This window comes from Streptomyces sp. NBC_01476, assembly GCF_036227265.1.
Taxonomy (GTDB): Bacteria; Actinomycetota; Actinomycetes; order Streptomycetales; family Streptomycetaceae; genus Actinacidiphila.
Genome location: NZ_CP109446.1, coordinates 7,463,373 through 7,478,839 on the forward strand (window position 1 = coordinate 7,463,373; position 15,467 = coordinate 7,478,839).

At 71.5% G+C, this 15,467-nt stretch carries 11 protein-coding genes; 6 read left to right on the forward strand and 5 right to left on the reverse strand.

Features of this window, described 5'->3' with window-relative positions:
• Positions 1–136: 136 nt before the first annotated feature.
• Positions 137–838 carry a GntR family transcriptional regulator gene (locus OG552_RS32490; protein WP_329139086.1) on the forward strand — a complete coding sequence of 234 codons (702 nt, stop codon included), beginning with the start codon at positions 137–139 and terminating at the stop codon, positions 836–838.
• A gap of 141 nt (positions 839–979) precedes the next feature.
• On the opposite strand, the gene OG552_RS32495 is transcribed toward OG552_RS32490, so the two are convergent.
• Positions 980–1,108 carry an LPFR motif small protein gene (locus OG552_RS32495; protein ID WP_329139088.1) on the reverse strand — a complete coding sequence of 43 codons (129 nt, stop codon included), beginning with the start codon at positions 1,106–1,108 and terminating at the stop codon, positions 980–982.
• A gap of 212 nt (positions 1,109–1,320) precedes the next feature.
• Here OG552_RS32495 and OG552_RS32500 point away from each other — a divergent pair, with 212 nt between their 5' ends.
• From OG552_RS32500 to OG552_RS32515, 4 genes are all read left to right on the forward strand, one after another.
• Positions 1,321–3,336 carry a tetratricopeptide repeat protein gene (locus OG552_RS32500; RefSeq protein ID WP_329139090.1) on the forward strand — a complete coding sequence of 672 codons (2,016 nt, stop codon included), beginning with the start codon at positions 1,321–1,323 and terminating at the stop codon, positions 3,334–3,336.
• A gap of 160 nt (positions 3,337–3,496) precedes the next feature.
• Positions 3,497–4,195, forward strand: coding sequence for a hypothetical protein (locus tag OG552_RS32505; RefSeq protein ID WP_329139092.1), 699 nt, complete (start codon positions 3,497–3,499; stop codon positions 4,193–4,195).
• Positions 4,196–4,201: 6 nt separating this feature from the next.
• Positions 4,202–5,107, forward strand: coding sequence for an SRPBCC family protein (locus OG552_RS32510; protein WP_329139094.1), 906 nt, complete (start codon positions 4,202–4,204; stop codon positions 5,105–5,107).
• A 42-nt stretch (positions 5,108–5,149) separates the two neighbouring features.
• On the forward strand, positions 5,150–6,151 hold the full coding sequence (locus OG552_RS32515; RefSeq protein ID WP_329139096.1) for a hypothetical protein: 1,002 nt from the start codon (positions 5,150–5,152) through the stop codon (positions 6,149–6,151).
• Between the two features lie 72 nt (positions 6,152–6,223).
• On the opposite strand, the gene OG552_RS32520 is transcribed toward OG552_RS32515, so the two are convergent.
• The 3 genes from OG552_RS32520 to OG552_RS32530 form a co-directional block, all read right to left on the reverse strand.
• Positions 6,224–9,508, reverse strand: coding sequence for a TIM-barrel domain-containing protein (locus tag OG552_RS32520; RefSeq protein WP_329139099.1), 3,285 nt, complete (start codon positions 9,506–9,508; stop codon positions 6,224–6,226).
• Positions 9,509–9,771: 263 nt separating this feature from the next.
• A complete protein-coding gene (locus OG552_RS32525) occupies positions 9,772–11,355 on the reverse strand; it encodes an FMN-binding glutamate synthase family protein (protein ID WP_443071096.1) in 1,584 nt (527 codons plus the stop codon).
• Positions 11,356–11,472: 117 nt separating this feature from the next.
• On the reverse strand, positions 11,473–11,853 hold the full coding sequence (locus OG552_RS32530) for a MerR family transcriptional regulator (protein ID WP_329139103.1): 381 nt from the start codon (positions 11,851–11,853) through the stop codon (positions 11,473–11,475).
• A 124-nt stretch (positions 11,854–11,977) separates the two neighbouring features.
• Between OG552_RS32530 and OG552_RS32535 the strand changes: the two genes are divergently transcribed.
• Positions 11,978–13,117: a serine hydrolase domain-containing protein gene (locus OG552_RS32535; protein ID WP_329139105.1), complete on the forward strand. Its 1,140-nt coding sequence runs from the start codon at positions 11,978–11,980 to the stop codon at positions 13,115–13,117.
• Between the two features lie 71 nt (positions 13,118–13,188).
• On the opposite strand, the gene OG552_RS32540 is transcribed toward OG552_RS32535, so the two are convergent.
• The gene (locus OG552_RS32540; RefSeq protein ID WP_329139107.1) at positions 13,189–15,297 is read right to left on the reverse strand and encodes a glycoside hydrolase family 31 protein; all 2,109 of its coding nucleotides are present in this window, start codon (positions 15,295–15,297) and stop codon (positions 13,189–13,191) included.
• Between the last annotated feature and the right edge of the window lie 170 nt (positions 15,298–15,467).

Sequence of the window (15,467 nt, forward strand, 5' to 3'; positions counted from 1 at the left end):
GAATCCGTTCGGCCGGCTGACTGCCTGTCAGAACTCGGTGACCGGCGCGCGCTCCACACCACAGGCCACGGGGGTGCATCGGATGAGCACGGACGATCCACGCACGGCGCAGTCAGCAGGATCCGCGGAACCCGCAGTGAGCGGCTGGTCCCCGGTGGCGATCGGCCGCGTGGCGGCGCCCCTGCGCAACCAGGTGCTCGACATCCTCCGCCAGGAGATCCTCGACCTCCGGCTGCGGCCCGGCCAGCGGCTGATCGAGCGCGAACTCATGGAGAAACTCGGCGTCTCGCGGGCGACCGTGCGCGAGGTCGTCGTCCGGCTGGAGTCCGAGGGGCTGGTGACCACCGTCCCGCAGCGCGGCGCGATCGTGACCGTACTGACGGTGGCGGAGGCCGAGGACATCTACGAGATGCGGGTGGCCCTCGAAATGCTCGCCGCGCGGCACTTCGTCGAACGGGCCAGCGACGAGCAGGTGCGGCGGCTGCGGCAGGCGTACGACGACCTCGCCGCGATACCCGAGGCGGTGGACGGCACGCTGGGGCTGCTGCGCGCGAAGGACGCGTTCTACGAGATCCTGCTGGAGGGTGCGGCCAGCCCGGTGCTCACCCGGACGCTCACCGGCCTGCAGAGCCGGGTACGGCTGCTGCGGCAGACCTCGCTCTCCCTGCCCGGCCGGGCCCGGCAGACCCTCGAAGAGCTCCAGGCCATCGTGTGCGCGATCGAGGCGCGGGACGCGGACGCGGCAGCCGAGGCCAGCGCGGCGCACATCCGTACCGCGGCACGGATCGGTCTCGCCCGTATGGCGGAGTCCGAGGCCGCGACCGATGCGCCTCGCTGATCCATCCCGCTGACGGACCCCACTGACCCGTTCCGCGCCGGGCGAAGACGGGATCGCAGCCGGCGCCGTCGCGTCGCCGGTCTCCCACGGGCTGACGGCCCCCGCGGCGGCGGCTTCGGCCCGCCGCGTCATTCCCCCAGGTCAGTGGTGACCGTGGGCGCTGCTCGATGCCCCGCCGAAGAGCCGGGCCAGGGCGCGGAAGGGCAGGGTGACAACGGTGGCGATGGCGCTGCCGATCTTGCCGAGCACGTCCGCGATTGCGGTGAGCATGGGATTTTCCTCTCGTCGCCGGATCCGGCGGGCCCGACCTTCGTCTTCCGCCCGCCGCGCATGTCCTTCATCCCTCGTCTGCCCCCGCGCGCGGAATGCATGAGCGCGCCGGCCTGCGCGATCGCCGTATGCCCGCACCGGGAGGCGTGGTCCGGAGTCCGCCGGGGTAGAGCGACCGCCCGGGAGGGAACAGAAATGACGGGGGTGGTGGCATGGCGCGCAGGGCGGGGCGGCTCATGGCAGCCGGTGCGAGGGTGATGCGGCTGGTGGCGGCGGTGGCACGGCCCGTCCTGACCCTGCTGCTCGGGCCGCCGGGGACCGCGGTCGGCGGGGCCGCCGGGGCCGCGGCCTCCTCGGGCGGTGACGCGCTGGAGCGGGTGGCGGCACGGCAGCAGGCGCTGCCGGGGCTGCTGCGGTTCTCCCGCCGGGGCCGCGTGCCGACGGTGGCCGACGCGGACGACCCGATCTGGCTCGGGGTGCACCCGGCGGCGCCGAACGGGCACGGCGGGACGGGCTTCGGGCGGGTGCCGGCGTTCATCGACCGTGATGTGATGCCGCAGGTGGAGGCGGCGCTCAGCGCGGGGGAGGGCTTCGTGCTGCTGGTCGGCGAGTCGACGGCCGGCAAATCGAGGCTCGCCTACGAGGTGATGCGGCAGCACTTTCCGAAGTACCACCTGGTCGTCCCGGACAGCCGGGAGTCGATGGTGCGGCTGGTCGACTTCGTCGTACGGCTGCCACGGGCCGTGGTGTGGCTCGACGAACTCGACGTCTACCTCGGCGCCGGCGGGCTGACGGCGGGCCAGGTGCGGCGGATGCTGGACGCCGAGGGCTCGCGGGTGGTGGTGCTGGCGACCATGAGCGCCCAGCAGCACAGCCGGTTCGGGGCCAGGACCGAGGCGGACAACGAACCGGGCCGCGATGTGCTGCGCAGCGGGCGCGAGGTGATCCGCCTGGCCGCCACCGTCCGGGTCGACCGGACGTGGAGCGCCGCCGAGCTCGCCAGGGCCCGGCGCCGCGCCGAGGATCCCCGGATCAAGGCCGCGGTCAACGGCGCCGGATCGGGGCTGCGCGGGGTGGCCGAGTACCTGGCCGCCGCGCCGCAGCTGCTGGACGAGTGGCACAACGCCTGGTCGACCGGCACCCACCCGCGCGCCGCCGCCCTGGTCGCGGCAGCCGCCGACGCCCGCCGCGCCGGCTACCACCGGCCGCTCCCCGAGGACGTACTGCGCCGGATGCACGCCGTCCACCTGGAGCGCCGCGGCGGCATGGCGTTACGCCCGGAGCCCTGGGCCGAGGCGCTGGACTGGGCCACCGAGCCGCTGCACGCCACGTCCAGCCTGCTGCTGCCCCGTGACGGCCGCCGCTATCTGGCCTTCGACTACCTCCACCACACGCTGGACGAGCAGGTTCCGCCGCCGCGCATTCCGGGCGAGGTCTGGGAGATCCTCATCGAGCACGCCGACGCCGTCGACGCGCAGGACATCGGTGCCACCGCCTATCAGCGCGGCGATCTCGCGCACGCGATGGCGGCCTTCGAGAAGGCGGGTGTGGACCGCGGCCGGCTTGCCCGGCAGTGGTACGCGACCTGCGTCGGCGAGGCCGGCGACCCCGGACGTGCGGCCGGCCTGTACGGGGAGCTGGTGGCCGAGTCGACCGGCGAGCTGGGCCCGGACGCCCGCGAGACGCTGGAGAACCGCAACGCCTATGCCCGCTACGTCGGCATGGCCGGTCACCCGGCCGAAGCCGTCGAGCTGCTGCGCGGTGTCATCGCCGACCGGACTCGGGTCCTGGGCGCGGATCACTCGCACACCTTGAACAGCCGCAACAACCTGGCCCTGCTGCTCGGCGAGTCCGGCCGGATCGGCCCGGCGCTTGCGGAGTTCGAAGCCGTCCTCGCCGACCGCACCCGGTTGCTGGGCGCCGACCATCCGCACACCTTGGCCGCCCGCAGCGGCCACGCCCGCGCCCTGGGCGCCGCAGGCCACGCGGCAGAAGCCGCCGACCTGCTGGAAATCCTCGTACTGGACCGCACCCGCGTCCTCGGCGACGACCATCCCGCCACCCTCGGCAGCCGCAACGCCTACGCCTGCTTCGTCGGTGACGGCGGGGACCGCCCGCACGCCGCCCGCCTGCTCCAGCAGATCCTGGAGGACCGCATCCGGTACCTCGGCGCGGACCACCCCTGGACCGTGCGCACCGAGCGGGAGCTGGCCCGCTTCCGCCCGTGAGGGACCTCAGCGGGCCTTGATCGGCGCTGCCCGGGATGCGGTTCCGCCGGAGGCGACGAGACTGATAACGAGGGCTGGGAGTGTCGAACGACGATTCGACCAGCGCGGTCCGCAGGCTGCCCGGAAGGCGCTCGCTCGTGACATGAGAAGGCGGACAGGAATGGGTGAACCGAACAGCACCGGACTGGCCGCAGCGGTGGCCGGCGGTTACGTGCTCGGCCGCACCAGGAAGGGCCGGCTGGCCCTGACCGCGGCGGCGGTCCTGCTCGGCAGCGGGCTCAGCCCGAGGGATCTGCTGGCCGCGGGGCTGCGCAGGACCGGCGGCGCCGCGGACGACGAGAAGAGCGGCGGGATCGCCCAGGCGGCCCGTACGGCCGTCTCGGGGGTGGCGAACCGGCGGATCACCGCGCTCACCGAGGCTCTCCGCGAACACACGCTGGCCCTCTCCGGTGAGCAGGACGACACGGGGGACAAGGCAGAGGACGGGGACGGCGGGGACGAGGCGTCAGCGGAAGGCGCGGAAGGCGCGGCCGACGAGACCGACGCGGCCGGCGAGTCCACCCCGGAGCAGGCTCACGGACCGGACGGGAACACCGCAGGACTGCGACGCGCCCGCCGCCGCGAGAGCGCGTCCCGCACACCGCGGCCGGCGGCCAAGCGCACGGCGGCGAAGAAGACCCCGCCCGGGGAAGCCGCCGCTCCGAAGAAGCGGAGCGTGCCCGGAAAGCAGGCGGTCCCGGCGAAGAAGACGGCGAGCGGGAAAGGCCCGGCCGGGAAGACCTCATCCGCCGGGCGACCCGCGGCGAAGAAGGGCGAGCCCACCAGGAAGTCGGCCTCGCGGCCCGGACGGGAGAGGTGACCCGTAATGGCGACAGATGAGAAGACTGCGGCAGAGCCGACCCCCATGGCGCTGCTGAAACAGGAGATCGGTCAGTATCTCGGCGCGCGGGCGAAGCACATGGCGCGCAAGGCCGGCAGCAGACTGACCGAGGCGACCGAACGGCTCGCCGGTGACGGGGACGACGGCGGGAGCATTCCCAAGATCGGCGCCCGCGTGCTGCACGGGGAGAACCCGGTGAAGGCGGTCGCCGGCGAGAAGGCGGACGACGTCAAGGGCGCGGTCAAGGACAAGGTCAAGGACGCGCTGCCCGGCGGCGGCGGGTCGTCGGACGGGGACCGGTCGGCCGACACCAAGGCGACGAACATCGTCGAGATGATCGACGTCGGGGTGCCGCTGCGCACCGCCTACGACCACTGGACGGAGTACGAGAGTTTCAGCGGGTTCACCAAGGGCGTGCAGGAAGCCGAACGGGGTGAAGAGGCGACCAGCGAGTGGACCGTGAAGATCGGACCCTCGACCCGTAAGTGGAAGGCGAGCATCCAGGAGCAGGTGCCGGACGACCGCATCGTGTGGACGTCCGAGGGTGCGCAGGGGACCACCCAGGGCGCGGTGAGCTTCCACGAGATCACCCCCACCCTCACGCGGATCATCCTGGTCCTGGTCTATTACCCGTCCGGGATCGTGGAGAAGACCGGCAACATCTGGCGGGCCCAGGGCCGGCGGGTCCGGCTGGACTTCAAGAATTTCCAGCGCTATGTCACCTTCGCGGACGAGGAAGCAGAAGGCTGGCGGGGTGAGATCCGCGGCGGCGAGATCGTCCGCACCCATGAGGACGCGATGGCGGAGGAAGAGGCCGACGAGGAAGACGACGAGGAAGACGATGAAGACGACGAGGGCGAGGACGACGCGGAAGACCAGGACGAGGAATAGCCGAAGGCACCACCGCACGCACCTGATATTGAGGGGCTGAGCATGGACCGCGAAGTCGAACCGTACGCGGAGCCGGACGTCTACCTGGACGTACCGAACCTCCACATCGAAGAGATCGACCTTGAGGTCGAGGATCTGCGGGCGCGGGTGTCGCTCCAGGCCGAGGTGCTCGACCTGGTGAAACTCAATGTCGGCGTCGACGTCGTCCTCGGCAGGGTCAAGGTGGACATCACGGGCGTCGAGGCGCAGGCCCTGCTCAAGGTCCGCCTCGACAAGGTCGCCGAAATCCTCGACTCCGTCCTGCGGACGATCGACAACAACCCGCAGATCCTTGAGCAGATCACCCGTCCGCTCGGATCGGCGGTCGAGGAGGTGGGTTCCGGTTCCGGCGAAGCGGTCCGCGAGTTGGGCCGTGGCACCGGGGAAGCGGTGGACGACGTGGCCTCCGGTGCGGGCAGGGCGGTCCAGGACGTCGGCAAGGGCGCGGGGGGCGCGGTCCAGGACGTCGGCGCGGGCGCCGGCGACGCGGTCCAGGATGTCGGCAAGGGCGCTGGATCGGCCGCGGAGAACCTCGGCGAGGACGCCGGAGAGATCGCCGACCACGCCGTGGAGGGAGCCGGAGGTGTGGTCGAGGGCACGGCCAGGACCGCCGGCGAGACCGCCGAAGGAACCGCCCGGAGCGCCGGGAAGACGGCCGAAGGCACGGCGCAGGCAGCCGGCAAGACCGCCGAAGGGGCGGCCCAGGACGCCGGGAAGGCGGCCGAAAGCACCGGCGCCGGCGACGCCGCCGAGAACACCGCCCCGGACGCGGACGCCGGGGAAGCCGTCGAAGGCGCCGGCGGACAGGCCGAGGAGACAGCCGGCCCGGCCCCGGCCCGGGCGGAGAAGCGGCCCAGGCCCAGGCCGAGTACGGCGAAGGGGAAGAAGGAGACCAGGCGCGCGCCGGGTTCCGCCCGCCGTACCGCCGCCGCCCGCCGCCACGCCCCCAAACGCCGGGAGCGGGCGGAGAGCGACGCGAGCCGTCAGGACGCCGAACGGTCCTGAGCGGTCCTGAGCGGTCAATGACCGTCCTGAGCGGCCGAGCGTGCCGGGGAGCCGGTCAGGCCCCGGTGCGCCCTACTGGTAGGTGACCGTGATCGGTCCGTGGACGGTGTGCTGCGGCAGACTGACGGTCAGGACCCCGGTGCCGGCGTCCCAGCGGTAGTCCTTCTTCGACACGTGCACGCCGGTGGCGGTGACGTGGGTCGGCGCGCTCGCTCCCATGATCGACAGAGTCCAGCGGCGGTTCTTCACCTGCCCGCGGAAGGATCCCTCCGCGGGGCTGATCGACACCGTGTGGCGCCCGCCGGACTCCTTGTACCGGATCTGGGTGGTGGCGCTCCGGCCGGGGCCCGAGGTGGTCCCGTCGTCCTCGTAGAGGCTGGTGGAGCCCGAGGCGCCGGCCGCGATGCTCAGCGTGACGTCCGTCAGCGGGCTCTGGTCCGCCGCCGGTACGTCGTGCGTGCGGGTGGGCATGATGCCGCCGGCCTTGATGAACACCGGCATCGCGTCCAGGCCGGTGGTGATGTCCTGGGTGGTGCCGCCGGCGTAGGTCTTTCCGGTGAAGTAGTCGGTCCACCGGCCGGGCGGGAACCAGACCGAGGTCGTGGCGGACGTACCGGGGGTGGTGACGGGGGCGACCAGGACGTCGGAGCCGTAGAAGTACTCGCTGCCGGCGGTCGCGTACGCCTGCTCCTGGTCGGGATACTCCAGATACGTGGGGCGGACGATCGGCACACCGGTGCGGTTCGCCTCTTCGGCGAGCGTGTAGGTGTACGGCACCAGGTCCTCGCGGAGGTTGAGGAACGTGTCCGCCGACTGCCGCGCCGCGGTGCCGTACTGCCAGGGCAGCCGGTCGCTGTGGTTGCTGTGCAGCCGGTCGATGGGCTGGAAGGCGCCGAACTGCACCCAGCGGGCGTACAGGTCGTCCGGCAGTTTGTACGTCGACCGGGTCTGCCCGCCGGAGGTGTAGGTCTCCGAGCCCTTCAGCCCCGTGGTGTCGTTGTGACCGCCGATGTCGTGCGTGATGGCGGCCATCCCGGTCGCGGCCGACTCCCCTGGTGTGTAGCCGACTTCGAGCTTCAGCGTCCCCCAGGTGGAAGAGGTGTCACCGGTGAAGTGGACGGTGGTGCGCTTGTCCGCCCACGGGCCGGTGGGCAGTCCCTGCTGGCCGCTGTAGCCGCCGGCCTGCAGCGAGCCGTAGGCCCGCGAGAGGACGAAGCCGCGTCCAAGGGCCTTGCCGGTGGCGGTGGCGTACTGCTGGTTGATCCACGCGTCCGGGGTCACCCCCGGCATCGACGAGAGCGACGCGTCGCAGCACCAGTCCAGCCACCAGAAGTCGTTCCCCTGCTGGTCCATGGTCCGGTGCAGGTCCATGTACGCCTTGAGCTGGTCGGGGTCGCCGAAGTCGAAGGTGTAGCAGTTGTCCTGGACGCCGGCGCCCGCGGCGCAACCGCCCTTCGTCAGCTTCCCCTTGGCCGTGGCCTGGGCCTGGGCGAACTGCGGATCCGAGGCGAGGATGCTGGGGTGGACGTTCAGCGTGTTGTGCAGTCCCTGGGCGGCGGACCAGTCGAAGAAGCCCTTCGGGTCGGGGAACTTGGCGGGGTCCATCTCCCAGCCGCTCCAGTCGTTCACCGCCTTGAAGTCCGTGTCCGTCACCAGCACGTCCAGCGGGACGTGTTCTGACCGGAAGGCCGGCAGGATCGTGTTCTCGTAGTCCGCCGCGGTGCGGTCGATGTACTCCGAGTACCAGACGCCGTAGGCCCACGGCGGCAGCAGCGCGGGCGGCCCGGTGAGGGTGGCCAGGTCGCCGAGCCCCTGCTTGTAGTCGTGCCCGTAACCGAAGACGTAGCCGTCCTGGTACGGCGCGCCACGGTGACCGGGGCGCTGGGTGACCTTCTTCGTGGCGGTGTCGTACAGCGCCGACGGGGTGTCGTCGAGCAGGTACCAGCCGTCCTCGTTGAGCAGCCCGGGGGTGGTCACGGGGGCGGCGCCGTTGCCGGTGACGCCGTCGAGGCCGCGACGGTATCCGCCGAGCGCCACGTGCGGCGGCGGTGCGGCCGCGGTGGGTGCCGCCACCGAGACGGTGTCGGCGTTGATGTGACAGCTCGCCGCCTCGGGGCAGTTGAGGGTGACGTCGTCGTCGCCGGCCTTCAGGGTGATGGGCAGCGAGGCGGTCTGCCAGGTGTCCCAGTCGTTGGTCGCGGGGAAGGACAGGGTGCCGGTGGCTCCGCCCGCGGAAACGGTGGCGGTGCGGGTCTGGTGGAGGCCGTCGCCACCCAGGCCGTTGGCGTAGCGGACCCGGAGGGTGTAGGTGCCGTCGGCGGGTACGCCGACCACGTGCGTGGTCAGGCTCGACCCCTGGTTGAGTTCGCCGACGAAGCCGTTGCCCGCGTATCCCTTGTGGTCGGTGGCGCTGACCGCCGTACCGCCGACGCGCCCTGCTTCGGCCTCGCAGCTCACGCCGAACCGGCAGTCGGCGATCGCGGTGGTGGAGACGGGCGGGTAGGCGTCGCCCGGGTGGACGAGGGCGACGCTGTCGATGTTGACGTTGCCGGAGTCGGACGCGGTCCTGGTCAGGGCGATCGTGTGGTGCCCGGCGCCGAGTTGGACGGCCGCGGTGGCCAGGCTCCAGCTGTCCCAGTTCGCGGTGGCCGGCAAGCTCACCTTCTGCTGTGCGCCGCCGTCCACGGACAGGGTCAGGGTACGGGTGACGTTCTGGCCGTCACCGCCCACGGAGTTGGCGTACCGGATGTCGAACTGGTAGGCGCCCGCGGTGCTGACATCGATGTCGGTCGACGCCGAGCTGCCGGTGCCGGCGAATCCCGCGGCGAACCCGGTCCCGGTGTAGCCGGTGTGGTCGGACGCCACGGAGAGCCCGTTGTTCTGCAGGGTCTCGGCCTCGCACAGCGCTCCGGGCGGGCAGCTGAGGTGCTGCCACGGGGTGGCGGTCACGGGTGTGCCGCCGGCCGTGAGCTGCACGGAGAGGTTCCGCGCGTCGAACTGCCCCGAGCCGACGCGGTACCGCAGCGTCATCCCGCTGGTCTTGACGGTGAGCCAGCCGCCGGACGTTCTGGCGGTGTAGGCGGCCGGGCTGAAGCCGTCACGGCCGATGGCGTTGAACGTCGGGTCGTCGGTGAACCTGCCGTCGCCCGCGTACTCGGTGCGGATCAGCGTCGGCGAGAGGATCTCGAAGCGGGCGTCGCCGGAAGACACGGTCGGGATCCGGTGGTGCTGCGGGCCGCCGGCCGACGCGGGGCCGGTGCCGGCCACCGTGGTGGCGGCGGCGATGCCGAGGACGGCGAAGAGCCCTATCTGCCGTCGCAGGGACCGTGGTCGTCGCCTCACTGCTGCGGGTCTCATGTGCAACTCCGTTCTCACGTCGGCCGGGCGGCTCGTCCGCGCCGTCACGGCCGTGGCCCCGGGGGACAGGTGGCTGTCCGCCGGGGCCCTGCGGCTCTTCCATCGTTGTAAATCACGCACCTGGCATGACAGCACGTCTGCTGCTCAGCGTCCACAAAGGCGACGCACAACGTCGAAGATCACACGCGGGGACCGTGCCAGGGCCGCACGCGGCCCCAACACCCCCTCGGGGCACCCGTGATGACACGGGCAAACGGTCCGGCTCAGACGGTGAAACGGTCGGGGTCGGCGGCTTCCCAGTCCGCTGCCCAGGAGGCGGGCGGCTCGGCGAGCAACTGGCCGGGAGACAGCCACTCGTACAACTCGGCGTAGGAGCGCACCGTGTGCGGGTCCAGGCGGCGCTGCAGCATGTGCGGCCGCAGATCCGCCGGGTCGGTGACGCCCATCGACGCCATGATCTGCAGGGCGCTGGCCACCGTCGCCTCCTGCAGGCGGCGGACCCGCTCGGACTTGTCGCCGACGTGCAGGGCGCGGGCGCGCCGCGGGTCCTGGGTGGTGACGCCGGTGGGGCAGGTGTTGGTGTGGCAGCGCTGCGCCTGGATGCATCCGACGGCGAACATCATCGCCCGCGCCGCGTTGCCGTAGTCCGCGCCCTGCACCAGCCGTTTGACCAGATCCGCGCCGGTGGCGATCTTGCCGCTCGCCCCCACCCTGATCCGCCCGCGCAGCCCCGCGCCGACGAGGGCGTTGTGCACGGTGAGCAGTCCCTCGGTCAGCGGGGTGCCGATGTTGTCGGCGAACTCCAGCGGGGCGGCGCCGGTGCCGCCCTCCGCACCGTCCACGATGATGAAGTCGGGCGCGGTGCCCTCGTCGAGCATCGCCTTGCACACCGCCAGGAACTGCTGCCGCGAGCCGGGGCAGAGCTTGAACCCGGTGGGCTTGCCGCCGGACAGCTCCCGCATCCGGGCGATGAAACGGACCAGCTCACGGGGCGTGGAGAACGCCTGGTGGTACGGGGGCGAGACGACGGTCCGCCCCTGCGGCACGTCCCGTACCCGGGCGATCTCCGCGTTGACCTTGGCGCCCGGCAGCACCCCGCCGATCCCGGGCTTGGCGCCCTGCGACAGCTTGAGGGACACGCACTTGACGTGGTCGTGCGCCGCCTTGTCGGCGAACTCCCCGGCGTCGAAGGCCCCTTGCGAGGTGCGGCACCCGAAGTAACCGGTACCGATCTCCCAGACCAGGTCACCGCCGGAGCGCAGGTGGTACTCCGACAGTCCGCCCTCACCGGTGTCATGGGCGAAGCCACCGGCCGCCGCACCCCGGTTGAGCGCGAGGATCGCGTTCGAAGACAGCGAACCGAAACTCATCGCCGACACGTTGAAGAGCGCCATGTCGTACGGGCGGGTGCAGTCGGGGCCGCCGATACGTACCCGCGGCGGGGTCTGCGGCACCGGGCTCGGCGCCATCGAAGGGACCAGGAACTCGTGGCCCGGCAGGTAGACGTCCCGCTCGGTGCCGTACGGCTCCTCGGCGTCGGTGCCCTTCGCGCGTTCGTAGACGATGCTGCGGACGTCCCGGTCGAAGGGGCGGCCGTCGAAGTTCCGCTCGACGAAGTACTGCTGCAGTTCCGGCCTGATCCGCTCCAGAAGGAACCGGGCGTGCCCGACGACGGGGTAGTTGCGCAGCACCGAGTGCTTGCGCTGCGCCAGGTCCCGGACGCCGAGCAGGGCGAGCAGCAGGAGCGGTATGGCGGCGAACCACCACCACGCGGAGAACCACCCGGCGCCCCCCACCGCCGCCAGCGCCGCCACCACCGTCAGAACGACCAACCCGATGCGTATCACCCTGGGCGAGTTACCCGCCGTCGGCGCTCCACGCCTGGCAGGCGCCCCAAGAGCTTCCCAAGGAACGGGAACGGGAACGGGAACGGCCCGGCCCCGCGCCGGGGAAACCCGGCGGAATCACCCGCCGCCGGCCTGGCGCGCGGAGCGCAGCGCGTCGAGGTAGTCGGCGATCGCGTTCCTGTTACGGGTCAGGAACCGGATGCGCTCGGACATCCGGCTGAGTTCGCCCTCCAGGACGGCGACCGTCTCGGGCGTCACCCCCGAGAAGCGGATGCTGTCCTGGGGCGTGTCCAGGCACGGCAGGATCTGCTGGATGACCCGGGTGGGCAGCCCGGCGTCGAGCAGCCCCCTGACCTGCATCACCCGCCCCACGACCGACTCGTCGTACTCGCGGTAGCCGTTGGGTGAGCGGCCGGACGCGATCAGCTGCTGTTCCTCGTAGTAGCGCAGCAGGCGCCGGGACGCGCCGGTGCGCTCCGCCAGTTCTCCGATCCGCACCCCTCCAACGTACGGCATCCGCGGTGGTGACCGCGCTGACCTGCGGAGTTTGACCCTCACATACGTGTGAGGGTTTGAGACTGGCCATCGCCCGGCACCACGGCCACAGGGAGAGAAGACAGCAGTGACCGATCTCAACGGCACCTCCGCACCCCGTTTCGACGCGGTGCGCGCCGCGTTGCAGCGCAACCTCGACTCCGGCGAGGAACTCGGAGCCTCGCTGGTCGTCGACATCGACGGCGACCACGTGCTCGACCTGTGGGGCGGGTTCCGGGACACCGCCAGAACCGTCCCCTGGGACGAGCACACCATCACCAACGTGTGGTCGACGACGAAGACCGTGACCAGCCTCGCCGCCCTGATGCTGGTGGACCGCGGTGACCTGGACGTCTACGCACCGGTCGCACGCTACTGGCCCGAGTTCGCCGCCAACGGCAAGCAGGACATCGAGGTGCGCCACCTGCTCTCGCACACTTCCGGTGTCTCGGGCCTCGATCAGCCCGCGGTGATCGAGGACCTCTACGACACCCGGCGGGCCGCCGCCCGGCTCGCCGCGCAGGCCCCCTGGTGGCAACCGGGCACGGCGTCGGGCTACCACCTGCTCAGCTACGGGCACCTGGTCGGCGAACTCGTCCACCGCGTCAGCGGAAAATCGTTGAAGCGGTTCGTCGCCGAGGACATCGCCGGCCCGCTGGGCGCGGACTTCCGGATCGGGGCGGACGGGCAGGACACCAACCGGATCGCCGACGTGGTCCCGCCGCCGCCGATGCCGTTCGACCTGGAGGCAGCCGGACAGGACAGCCCCGCCTACAAGACCCTGACCGGACCTGCCCTCACCGCGGAGACGGCCAACACCGCCGCCTGGCGGGCCGCCGACCTCGGCGCGGCCAACGGCCACGGCAACGCCCGCTCGGTGGCCCGCATCCTGTCCGTGCCGGCCCGCGGCGGCGAGGTGGACGGCATCCGCCTGCTCGGGCAGAAGACGATCGACCTCATCTTCGACGTGCAGGCGGACGGCACCGACCTCGTCAACGGACTGCCCCTGCGCTGGGGCATCGGCTACGCCCTGCCCCGGAGGGACACCCTGCCGTGGATACCGGACGGGCGGATCTGCTTCTGGGGCGGCTGGGGCGGTTCGATGATCATCATGGACCTCGACCGGCGCATGACCATCTCCTACATGATGAACAAGATGGCCCCCGGCATCCTCGGTTCCGAGCGCAGCGCGGCGTATGTCGCGGCCGTCTACGACTGCCTCCGGTAGGTGCCCGGGCACGACGCGGGCGGACGGGCCGCCGGAGCCCGCAGGCCCGGCGGCCCGTCCGCCCGCGGTCCTCAGCGCGACAGCGCGCTGATCAGCGGCCCGGAGTCAGGTGTGCCGAGCAGGACGAACACCGGGGCCTGGTGGAGATCCGCCGCGTAACCCGTCAGGTCGGCCGGCCCGCGGATGGTCCTCTTGTGCCGGACGTCGAACCAACGGCCGGGCGGGAGGTGGATGTTCCGCCGTTTCTGATCGCCGAGGACCGGAGCGGCGAGCAGTGAGTCGCCCAGCAGCCACTGGTCGTCGATGGTGTAAGTGGCCCTGTCCTCCGGGTGGTTGAAGAAGAGCGGCTTCATGATCGGTTCCCCGGTGCGCACCGCCCGCCGGACCTGCGCCCCGATGTAGGGGGCCAGGCGCTGGTGGGTGGTGACGGCGGCGGTGTACAGGTCCACCGTCTCCTGGTCGTACGGCCGGCTTCCGGCGGCGTTGGACACTCCGAGCGGTGAGGTGGAGGAGTACATCAGCGGCATCAGCGAGGCCGCCTGCGCCCACCGCACCAGAACCTCCTTGGCGGGCGGGGTCTGGCTGAGCGAACCGCCGATCATGTCCGTCTCGACGAACGGGTAGCCGACCGTGCTGATCGCGAGGCTCTGCGCCACGGCCGCCCGCAGCGAGCCCCAGCTGGTTCCCTTGTCGACCTGCCGGGTGACGAAACCGTACTTCTGGGAGCCGGTCCAGTGGATGCGCACGCCGGCACCCTGGAGATCGAACTGGTCGCACAGTTGCGCGCCGAGCGCGATGTAGTCGAGCGCGGTGTAGCCCGGGTACGGTGCGCAGGTCTCGTCGAAGAAGCGGGTGTCGAACTTGAATCCGTCGACCCCGTAGGTCTGTTGCACACTCCGCAGATTCCCGACGTACCAGGCGCGGGCGTCGGGGTTGGCCAGGTCGACGATGCCGGCGGTGCCGTTCCACCAGGTGACCAGGCCCGGTTGGCCGGGGTCGGTCTGCGAGCGCAGGAGGTACCCGTGCTCGGCGGCATGGGCGAAGTTGTCCGCGTCGGTGTTGATCCACAAGGTGACCCAGATCCCGAAGTCGTACCCCATCGCGTGGATCTCGTCGGACATCGCCTTCGGCGCCGGGAACTTGCTGTTGAAGGTGAAGTCGCCGTAGTGGCTCATCCAGCCGTCGTCCAACTGCACGGTGTGGCCCGGCACTCCGGCATCGTGCAGGCCCTTCGCCCAGGCCAGCAGCGAGTCCTGCGAGACGTCGGTGTAGAACTGCGCCCACGAGTTCCACAGCGGCTCGGCGTACTGGGTGCCGGTCGCGTCGCTGGCGGCCGGCGTGCCGGTGATCGCGATGTAGTCCTCGTAGACGTCCCTCGCGGTGCGTTCGACGAAGACGGTGGAGTCCATGGCGGAGCTCTGGGTGAGGGTGCAGCCGAAGACACCCTGCCGCACATCGTTCATCGACACATCCATGACGTCTTCGGTGTCGACCCACAGCCCGGTGCCCCGCTCGGTGAACCAGAACGGCTCGGTGATCAGGTACTCGGCGGGCGCCATCGTGGTGTCCCGGACCGTGCCGGAGTCCAGTGGCCAGGGCTGTTCCTCGTACGGGCCGCCGCTCGCGGTCACCGCTTCGCCCTGGCCGTACCAGTGGCCGGCCGAGGCGACCAGATAGTTGCCCGTCACCTGTGCCGCCGCCGTCGGGCCCTGAACCGACCAGGTCTGCCGGTAACGGCCGGCGGCCGGGGTGATCCGGAAGGCCACGGTGCTGCCGGGCAGGGTCGTCGCCAGCGTCAGGTCGAGCACGCCGTCGTGCCACGTGGCACGGAGTACCGAGGTGGCCGCGGCCGAGGACCCCGAGGCGGTGCGGAAGACCGCGGGGCCGGAGGCATCGTCCGCCCCGGCCGTGGTCTGCAGCACGGTCCGGCCGTCCCGCCGCGTGGTGATCAGGAAGGGTGCCTTGCTGACGGCCACCGTGTACCCGGGGCTGGTCGCGGTGGGCGACACGGTCAGCGTGACGGTGTTTCCGGTGTCCTGGAAGCGCGTGTGCGCCGGGGGACCGCCGCCGGTCCCGCTCCAGGCACCGGCCTGTCCGGTCGTCAGCAGGGCGGCGGAGACGCCGGCCGCTCCGCCGGCGACGAGGAAGCGCCTTCGGGGCATCGCTGTCGGATCAGCCATGGTGCTCCTCCTACGCGGTGCTTGCTGCGGGTGCCTGCGTGATGGTGCGGTAGCTGCGCTGTGAGGCTAGCCAGTCCGGTTGATGCGCGCAAGAGCTTGAAAAGTGAACGTAACGAGCATCAGCAATCATTTTTTTCCCGGACTCACGACCGGGAGGCAGCCGGCCGGCG